The organism is Xanthobacter sp. BG11Y11_SDJG (assembly GCF_057364445.1).
In genome coordinates this window covers 22847-32075 of record NZ_JBNFNU010000010.1, presented here as the reverse complement: position 1 = coordinate 32075, position 9229 = coordinate 22847, and the positions used below count along the sequence as shown (strand labels likewise).

Sequence of the window (9229 nt, the reverse complement as noted above, 5' to 3'; positions counted from 1 at the left end):
CCGCCGCCCACCGACTGCGCGACGAGGCCGAGCGCGTTGTCACCGGTGGTGGCGACCCGCCCCGAATTGTATAGCGTCGTCGTGTCGGCGTTGCCGCCCGCAGCACCCTGCCCGCCGAGCGACACCACGCCGCCGGAGCCGCCGCCATTGCCGCCGCCGCCACCCACCGACTGGGCGAGAACGCCGTCGGAGAACTTGCCGCTCGTGGTGATGGAGCCGTAGTTCTTCGCCGTCGCCGCGGCGCCGCCGCCGGTGCCGGACGATCCGGTGGTGGAGCCACCCACGGCGACGCAGCCGGTTCCCGAGGCGCCGCAGTCGCCGATGACGAGGTTGCCGCCACCGCCGCCCACCGACTGCACCAGCATGCCGTGGGCGTAGTTGCCGGTGGTGGTGACGCTGCCGGTATTGATGCCGGTGGCGCCGCCCGCCGCGCCGCTGACGGCGCCGTTGCCGCCCATGGAGACGAAGACCGCGTCTGCCGAGCCGCCATTGCCGCCGCCGCCCGCCACCGACTGCACGACGATGCCCACCGAGCCGTTGCCGGTGGTGGACACGGCGCCGGCCGACTTCAGATAGACATATCCCGAGCTGCCGCCCGGGCCGGCGACGCCGCCGGAACTGGTGACGAAGCCGCCCACCGAGGCGCCGTTGGCGCCGGTGCCGCCGAGGCTCTGGGCGACGATGCCGTTGGCGGCATAGCCCGAGGTCTGGATGGTCGTGCCGCCGGCGATGTTCACATTGACGACGGTGCCGGTGGCCGCGCTGCCGCCGGTGCCGCCATTGCCGCCCACTTCGTTCAGCGAATCGTCGGCGGGCGCGCCATTGCCGCCCGCGCCACCATTGGCGGTGACGATGACCGCATGGGCGAAATCGCCGCTGGTGACGATGCTGACGCCGCTCTGCACCGTCAGGCTTGCGGTGCCGCTCGTGCCGCCATTGCCGCCGTTGCCGCCATAGGCTTCGTCGGCCGCGCTCGCCTTGCCGCCGAGGCCGCCCGCACCGCCATTGGCATAGACCGCGATGGCCGGAGCGGAGGCGCCCGTGGTGGTGATCTGGGACTGTTGCTGCACGGTGACCGAGACGGTCCCGCCATTGCCGCCGAGGCCGCCGTCGCCGCCCCAGGATTTGGACAGGCCGCCGTCGCTGAAGCCGCCCTGGCCGCCATTCCCGCCATTGGCCTTGGCCACGATGCCGGACTGCGCGGAGGAGACAGTGCCGGAAACCACGATGGTGACGCTTCCGGCGTTGCCGCCGGAGCCGCCCCTTTGGCCGGTGGCGTTGGCGACACGGGAATCGGCTTCCGCGGATGCCCCGCCGGTGCCGCCCAGTGAGGCGGCATAGACGCCCGGTCCGCCTGAACTCGTTGCCGTCACGCCGGAGAGGGTGACGGTCACCGCTCCTCCGGCCACGCGCGCCGGCGAAGCCGCCTTGGGCAGCGGCATCGGCGTGGACATAGGCACTGGCACCGCCGCTCCCGCCCATGGAGACGACGCCTAGAGCCGGTCCGACCGCGCTCGCGATGGTGGAGGACGAGACCGAGAGCGACGCGTTGCCGCCCTGTCCCCCGTCTCCACCATTGCCCCCATAGGAGTTCGCGAAGCCGCGGGCCTGCCCCCCCGTGCCACCACCGCCGCCGACGGTGGAGATAACAATGCCGCTCGCCTGGGAGGACAGGCTGGAGCCCGAAACCGTGATGCCGACCGAACCGCCATTGCCGCCGGTCTGGCCCGCGCCGCCATAGGCCTGGCCCAGATAGCTGTAGCCGTAGCCGCCGGTGCCGCCGGCGCCCCCCGTGGTGCTGACCGCGATCACCGTCCCGCTGGCCTGGTTCGCCGTGACCCCGGAGACGATGGCGGTGAAGGCGCCCCCATAACCCCCGACGCCCCCTGCGCCGCCGGTGCCGGTGCCGGTGCCGAGCGCGACCGTGCCTTGCCCGCCCGTACCGCCGACACCGCCCTGGGTGTTGCTCATGACGGCGTAGGTGCCCGTCGATCCGCCGGTGATCGTGATGGAGGTCGGGCCGATGCCCGTCCCCCGCGCCCCCCGGGGTTGCCGGTGGCGCTCTCAAAACTGTAGTTGTAGCTGGCGCCGGTCGAACCCGCGCCGCCCTGCATGGTCTGGCTGAACGGAACCGTGACCGCCACCTGCGCCGCCGCCGGCGGGATCGGCGCTGCCACCAGGACGAGGCCGCAAAGCGAGGTGGTGAGGGCCGTCGACAGCAGCATGCGCGCCGTGGATGCGCCATAGACCGACGATGCCGTGGTGCGGACACCACGGCTCAACGCGACACCGCCACCCAGCATTCCCGCCCCCAGCATGCCCAGCCAGCGGTTACAGAGTGCGCGTGCGCGAGGTAAATCGCAATGGGGAAAGGCGTTTGAAATGACGCGGCCACCGCGCGTTGGGAAGCCCGATACCTGAACGAGAAAGGCGTTGCGGTGACGATGTTGACGCAAGGCTGCGCAGGCCCGAAGGTCCGGCCCGGGGACTTCTCGATGAATCAGTCAGAGACGATCGCAAACGGCATGCCCCCGGCGGCCGGAAGCGAAACCGGCGCGCTTGCGCCCGACGCGACGCAGATTTCCTGTTCGCGCACCTTTGCGAACTGGCTAGTGCAGCACCGGGCGAGCCTCGCATTCTCGTCCTACCAGTCCGGCCAGCTGTTCCTCATCGGCCAGTTCGGCGACGGCAACCTCTCCTTCCACCAGCGCGATTTCACGCGCGCCATGGGGCTGTGGAGCCGCGGCGGCGATCTGTTTCTCGCCTCCCTGCTCCAGATCTGGCGCCTGTCCGACATGCTCGGCCCGAACGAGCGGGCCAACACCCATTTCGACCGCCTCTATGTGCCCCGGGCCGCGTTCGTCACCGGCGACGTGGACGCGCACGAACTGGCGGTGGAGGCGAGCGGCCGGCTGGTGTTCGTCAACACCAAGTATTCCTGCCTCGCCACGCTCAGCCACGCGGCCAGCTTCAAGCCGCTCTGGCGGCCCAAGTTCGTGTCCCGCCTCGCCGCCGAGGACCGCTGCCATCTCAACGGCCTGTGCCTCGAAGACGGACGGGTGCGCTACGTCACCGCCGTCGCCCGCACCGATGTGGTGGACGGCTGGCGTGAGCAGCGGGTCGGCGGCGGCGTGGTGATCCGCGTGGACGACGACGCCGTGGTCGCGGACGGCCTGTGCATGCCGCACTCCCCCCGGCTGCACGACGGCTTCCTCTGGGTGCTGGATTCCGCGCGCGGCTATCTGGTTCGCATCGACCCTGAGACCGGCGCGAAGGAGGATGTCGCCTTCTGTCCCGGTTTCCTGCGCGGCCTCGCCTTCCATGCCGGCCACGCCATCGTCACCCTGTCGCTGCCGCGCGACCTGAGCTTTTCCGGGCTGCCCATCGAGGCCGAGATCACGCGGCGCGGCGGCGCGCCGTGGTGCGGCGTCCAGATCATCCGGCTTGCCACCGGCGACGTGGTGGAATGGATCCGCCTCGACGGCGCGGTCAGGGAATTGTTCGACGTGGTCGTGCTGCCCGGCGTCGCCTGCCCCATGGCCGCGCCCATGAGCGGTCCGGAACTGAGCGGCCTGCTCAGCGTCGAGGCGCCCGATCGCCCTCTGGACGCGCCGGGATATCCCTCCGCCACTCCCTCATGAGGCTCTTCAAGGCGATCTGATCGAGGCTCGCCTCGCACAACCTGCCGCCGCGCACGATGAGGTCGAGGCCGGGGTCGCGCCCGAGAACGGGAGGAGCGCGCCCAGGATGATCTCCGCCCGATGCCGGCCGGGTCGCCCATGGTGATGGCCATGGTTGGACGGGTCAGTGCGCCGATCGACGGCCGCAACCCACACAGCGGATGAAGGCCGTCTCCTGTTTCGCTTGTCAGAACCGTGCCTCGTCGGGCATTTGCACTGGACCCTCGGATCGCGCCACATTCGCGCGAGCGGGGGCTTGGCAGACGCAGCCGAAATCGAGGTCTTGATGATCAAGCCGAGGCCGGAACCGGTCGGTGTCCAGATTCTCCGCTCCAACAACCGGACGCACATCGTCCGCGAGGTGGCGCGGCAGTCGGGCATCTCGCGCTCGGAGATCGCCAAGCGCATCAGCCTGACCGAGGCCGCCGTCTCGCGCATCAGCCGCGACCTGATCGACCAGGGGCTGATCCGCGAGGTCGGCGAGATCGTGGTCTCGCGGCCGGGGCGGCGCCATATCGGGCTCGAGCTCAATCCCGGCGGCGCTTATGTGCTCTCGGCCTGCCTCGCCATTTCCGAACAGACCCTCAGCCTGGTCAATCTTGCGGGCGAAGCGATCCGCACCGAGCCGCTCGCCGAGGTGCTCAATCTCGACGGTCCGGCGGTGGTCGGCTTCATCGCCGCCCAGGCGCGCAAGATCCTGCGTGCCGCGCGCCTGCCGCGCGAGCGGGTGCTGGGCATGGGCCTCGTGACGGCGGGGGCGGTGGACCACGGGCGCGGCACGGTCCTCGTCTCCTCCATCCGCTCCCTCACCGCATTGTCCGTCGGCCCGGCGCTGGAGCAGGCGCTCGGCATGCCGGTGCGTCTTGAGACCATCGGCAATGCGCTGAGCAGCGCCGAGGCCTACCAGCGCAAGGAACCCCTCCCCGGCCAGCCGGCGGTGGAGATGCTGATCCATGTCGCGCTCGGCCTCGGCACCAGCGTCATGATCGACGGGCGGCCCTATCGCAGCACCCAGGACGAGCGCCTGCTCGGCCACACGCCGGTGCCCGGCTCGATCGAGCGCTGCGGGTGCGGCGCGGTGGGCTGCCTGACCACGTTGGCGTCCGGCCATGCGCTGCTGCGCCAGCTTTCGGTGAAGCACGCCATGCCGCCCGCCGACGCCGACGACGTCAGCCGCGAGATGAGCGCCATCGACAACGCCGTGCGGCGCGCCAATGCGGGCGATCCCGCCTGGGCAAGCCTCTTTCACACCGCGGGAATGGCGCTGGGCCTCCAGCTGGCGCCGGCGAGCGGCGTCCTGCCGCCGCAGCGGGTGACTTTGGCCGGCCCGGTGCCGCAGGCCGGCGCCTATGTGGACGGCGTGCGCGCCGGCCTCGGCGAAACCTATGCCCGCACCGGCCAGGTGGCGCCGCCGGTCCACGTCTCGCAGACCGGCTACCGGCGCGCCGCCGAACTTTTCGCGCTCGCTGAATTCCTGTTCGCGGCCTGACCGGCCGCCGCTGAGCCGCGCGCGCGGCTCCCGCCCGGCGCGCTTGCACCGGCGATGAATTTCCCATTTAATTGTCGCCAGCAATCAAATGGGTGGCCGCATGCAATTCATCGATCTCAGCCGCGAAATCTACCACAAGATGCCGCGGCTCCTGAACCATCCGTCCATCGTCATCACGCCCTACAGCACCCATGACGAGATCCGCGAGGCGGAGGGCGTGAAGTTTTCGTCGGCGACCCTGTCGCTCGCCATCGGCGACCATGCGGGCACCCACGTGGACGCGCCGGTGCACTTCAACGCCGCCCCCGGCGCGAAGGCGATCCACGAACTGCCGCTGGAGGATTTCTATCTGGAGGCGGTCTGCCTCGACCTGTCGCACAAGGAGCTGAAGTCGGACATCTCGATCGCCGATTTGGAGGCGGCGGAGAAGGCGGCCGGCGTCACCATCGGGCCGCGCGACATGGTGCTGCTGCACATGAACTTCTACAACCGCTGCTACGACACGCCCGGCTATCTCACCGACTTCCCCGGCCTGACCAAGGAATCGGCCGAGTGGCTGGGGGCGAAGAAGATCGCCATGTTCGGCGTCGAGGCGGTGAGCCCCGGCCGGCCGGGCAAGAACAATTTCGAGGTCCACATGGTGTGCCGCGACATGGGCTTCACCCATGTGGAGGGCCTCGTGAACATGGAGGCTCTGATCGGCAAGGGCCGGTTCCGCTTCATCGGCTTTCCGCTGAAGATCCGGGGCGGCACCGGCAGCCCGATCCGCGCGGTCGCGATCCTCGATCAATGAGCCCGTCGGGCGCGCTCTGGCGCCTCACCGCCGCGGACCTCGCGGCGGTCTATGCCGCGGGCACGGCCGATCCGGTCCAAGCGCTGGAAAGCTGCCTCGGCCGGCTCGGCGCGGTGAACGGCGCGCTCAACGCCGTCGTCACGCTGGACGCGGAAGGCGCACGGGGCGGCGGCCGAGCAGTCGCGCGCCCGCTGGCGGCGCGGCGCGCCTTTGTCGGACCTCGACGGCGTGCCGGTCACCGTCAAGGACAATCTGTTCGTGCGCGGGCTGCGCGCCACCTGGGGCAGCCGGCTCTTCGGCGACCATGTGGCCGAGGAGGATGACCTGCCCGTCGCGCGCCTCAGGGCCGCGGGGGCGCTCATCCTCGGCAAGACCAACACCCCCGAACTGTCGCTGGCCGGCTTCACCTCCAACGACCTGTTCGGATCGACCGGCAATCCCTGGGATCCGCGCCTGTCGCCCGGCGGCTCCAGCGGCGGCGCGGTGGCGGACCGTCGCGGCGGCATCGCGCCCTCGCGCTGGCGACCGATGCGGGCGGCTCCACCCGGCGGCCGGCGAGCCATGCGGGATGCGTCGGCCTCAAGGCCTCCGTCGGCAGGATTCGCCGCGGCGCGGGTTTTTCCGGCCCTGACGTCCGACCTCCAGACCGTCGGCGTCATCGCGCGGACGGCCGGCGACGTGCGGTCGGCGATGGCGATCATCCGCCCCCTCCCCGCTCCCCTGCCCGCCCCCGCCGGAAACCGATGCCCGGCCACGGGTGATCGGCGCCTTCTGCGATCTCCCCGGCTGGCCGCTCGATCGGGAGGTGCGCCGCAGCTACGATGAGACCATCGGCCGGCTTGAGCAGTTGGGTCACCACGTCAAGGCGATCCCGGCGCCCTACGATCCGGACGAGGTCAACCGGCTCTTCGCCACCCTCGCCGCCGCCGGCGTGGCGCGCACGGTGCGCCCGTTCGCCGACTGGCGGCGCGCGCGTCACTGCCCCCATCGCCGCCATGGCCGAGACCGGCCTTGCGCTCGCGGCCACGGACTATTTGGACGCCCTCGACGCGGTGCTCGCCCTGCGGCGGCGGCTGGAGGTGCTGTTCGACGGGCTGGACCTGCTGCTGACACCCACCGCGGCGGCGCTGCCCTGGCCGCGCGAGCACGCCTTTCCGGCGATGATCGACGGGAAGGACGCCTCCCCGCGGGCCTCCGCCGTCTTCACCACCTTCGTCAACATCGCGGGGTTTGCCGCCATCAGCGTGCCCGCAGCGCCCGCGGCGAGCGGATTGCCCATCGGCATCCAGCTCGTCGGCGCCGCCGGCAGCGAGGACGGTCTGCTCGCTTTGGCGGACGCCCTCGACCGGCAGAGCCCGTGGGAGCGACTGGCGCCGCTTCAGGGCTGAGGCATGGTCGCTGCGCGCTCGGTTCAGCTCGGAGCGGTGCGCTCGGGCAGCGCGGCGAGGTCGAGGGCCGCGAGCCAGGCCGGCCCGCCCTTCGCCACCCACAGCGCCGCGGCCAATGAGGCGCACGTTTGATGCACCAGCAGGTCGCGCTCGCGGAAGGTGTTCTGGGCGGCGCTCGCGCAGATCATGCAGCCGAGATAGGCCTCGCCCCACATCAGCGGCGCGAACATCGCCGAGCCGGCGCGAAAGGTCTGCAGGATCTTCACGAAGCTGGTGTGGTGCCCGGTGTTGGCGAGCAGCAGCGGCTGGCGGGTCGCCGCCACATGGCCGGGATGCCCCAGCTCCAAGGCGACCTTCTCGTGGTGCTGCTCGGCGGCGAAGTTCACCGGCGCGGTGATGAGGTGGAACCGCCGGTCGGGCGTCAGGATGAAGGCCGTGCAGGCGGTGGGCGGCTGGGCGCCGTCATTGCGTTCCAGAAAGAAGGACGGCAGGGCACGGGTCACGACCCACAGCGCCTCTTCCGGTCCATCCGCGAAGCTCGCCTCGCGCGCCAGCCGGCCGAGGCCGATCAGTGCATCCGTATGATTGTCCACGTGCCACCTGTTTCAAATCAAACCGCTATTGGTTACTGTCTGTAATGAAAAGCTTCAAAATGCAAGCCAAGCGGTGTCGGAGGGGCCATGGCGACCATCGTGGGCATCGACGCTTTCCCGGTGGCACTTCCGCTGACGGCGCCGATGGTGCTGGCGAGCGAGACGATCCGAACCGCCGAAAATCTGATCGTCCGGGTTGGTGACGCGGACGGCCATTGGGGCTGGGGCGAGAGCGCCAGTGCGCCGACCATGAACGGCGAACTGCTCGCCGGGATGACGGCCGCAGTGCGCCAGCGTCTGGCGCCGGCCCTCATGGGCCAGGACAGCGAGAGCCTGCCGGCGCTGGAACAGCGCCTCGACCGCGCCATCCGCGGCAATACCGGCGCCAAAGCCGCCGTCGCCATCGCCCTCGCCGATCTCGCGGCGCGGCGCCGGGGCGTGCCCTTCCATGCGGTGCTCGGACCGCGCCGCCAGGACCGCGTCCCCCTGATCGCCATGATCGGCAGCGCCGATCCGCTTGCGGAAGCGGCGCACGCACTGGCCGCGGGCTTCACCCATTTCAAGATCAAGGTGGGACGGGCGGACGTCGCCGCCGACATTGCGTTGACGGCGGCGGTCCGGGCGGCGATCGGGCCGGCGGCACACCTGTCGGCCGACGCCAATATGGGCTGGAGCGTCGCGCAGGCGGCCGCCTACCTCGCCGGCGCGGCGGACCTCGGCCTCGCTTATCTGGAACAGCCGGTCGGCGACGAGGACGAGGCCGGATTCCGCGCGCTGGCCGGCTCGTGCGCGACGCCTCTCTGCCTCGACGAGGGGCTGCACGCGCTGCGCGATCTCGCCGCCTATGCGCAGCACAAGGCGATCGGCGGCGCCGGACTGAAGGCGCTGAAGTTCGGTCCCCTGTCGCGCGTCGTCGCGGCCATCGACCTGATGCGCGCGCACGATCTCATTCCGGTGGTGGCGAGCAAGATCGCCGAGACCAGCATCGGCTCGGCCGCCAGCCTGCATCTGGCGGCGCTGACCCATGATGCAAGGTGGGGGGTTAGCCTGACCCACAGGTATCTCGCCGCCGATGTGGTCGACGCGCCGCTCCCCGCGGCGGCCTCGCGCGCGTCCCCCTGGGTCCGGGCCTCGGCGTGACCCCGGACCTCGATTTGATCCGGCGCTACGCGGTGGCGGAGTGACTAAGGCGGCGTCATTCGGTGCGGATATTTTGGACGACTGCGCAAGAAGGCTGCAAATCGCCCGCCCGGACAGCCCCCCTGCCCTATTCCGTCCTTGACGCC

At 70.8% G+C, this 9229-nt stretch carries 7 protein-coding genes and 2 pseudogenes; 6 read left to right on the top strand and 3 right to left on the bottom strand.

The window, feature by feature from the left end; translation table 11 throughout:
- Together AC2W7M_RS02740 and AC2W7M_RS02735 are read right to left on the bottom strand one after the other, a co-directional pair.
- Window positions 1-1454: pseudogene (locus tag AC2W7M_RS02740) on the bottom strand (hypothetical protein); the annotation flags it as partial.
- Window positions 1455-1967: 513 nt separating this feature from the next.
- Window positions 1968-2282, bottom strand: a complete 315-nt coding sequence (locus tag AC2W7M_RS02735) for a hypothetical protein (protein ID WP_486129853.1) — start codon at window positions 2280-2282, stop codon at window positions 1968-1970.
- A gap of 243 nt (window positions 2283-2525) precedes the next feature.
- Between AC2W7M_RS02735 and AC2W7M_RS02730 the strand changes: the two genes are divergently transcribed.
- The 5 genes and pseudogenes from AC2W7M_RS02730 to AC2W7M_RS02710 all read left to right on the top strand — a co-directional run bounded on the left by AC2W7M_RS02730 (window position 2526) and on the right by AC2W7M_RS02710 (window position 7350).
- Entirely contained in the window at window positions 2526-3641 is a 1116-nt protein-coding gene (locus tag AC2W7M_RS02730) for a TIGR03032 family protein (protein WP_486129851.1), read from the top strand.
- Between the two features lie 325 nt (window positions 3642-3966).
- Entirely contained in the window at window positions 3967-5169 is a 1203-nt protein-coding gene (locus tag AC2W7M_RS02725) for an ROK family transcriptional regulator (protein ID WP_486129849.1), read from the top strand.
- Window positions 5170-5269: 100 nt separating this feature from the next.
- Window positions 5270-5962 carry a cyclase family protein gene (locus AC2W7M_RS02720; RefSeq protein WP_486129847.1) on the top strand — a complete coding sequence of 231 codons (693 nt, stop codon included), beginning with the start codon at window positions 5270-5272 and terminating at the stop codon, window positions 5960-5962.
- A gap of 177 nt (window positions 5963-6139) precedes the next feature.
- A pseudogene (locus AC2W7M_RS02715) lies at window positions 6140-6787 on the top strand (amidase family protein); the annotation flags it as partial.
- Window positions 6784-7350, top strand: a complete 567-nt coding sequence (locus AC2W7M_RS02710) for an amidase family protein (RefSeq protein WP_486129845.1) — start codon at window positions 6784-6786, stop codon at window positions 7348-7350. The pseudogene AC2W7M_RS02715 and the gene AC2W7M_RS02710, both read left to right, overlap by 4 nt.
- Window positions 7351-7373: 23 nt before the next feature.
- On the opposite strand, the gene AC2W7M_RS02705 is transcribed toward AC2W7M_RS02710, so the two are convergent.
- On the bottom strand, window positions 7374-7943 hold the full coding sequence (locus tag AC2W7M_RS02705; protein WP_486129843.1) for a GAF domain-containing protein: 570 nt from the start codon (window positions 7941-7943) through the stop codon (window positions 7374-7376).
- 87 nt (window positions 7944-8030) lie between these two features.
- On the opposite strand from AC2W7M_RS02705, the gene AC2W7M_RS02700 reads away from it, so the two are divergent.
- Window positions 8031-9083 carry a mandelate racemase/muconate lactonizing enzyme family protein gene (locus AC2W7M_RS02700; protein ID WP_486129841.1) on the top strand — a complete coding sequence of 351 codons (1053 nt, stop codon included), beginning with the start codon at window positions 8031-8033 and terminating at the stop codon, window positions 9081-9083.
- The last annotated feature ends 146 nt before the right edge of the window (window positions 9084-9229 follow it).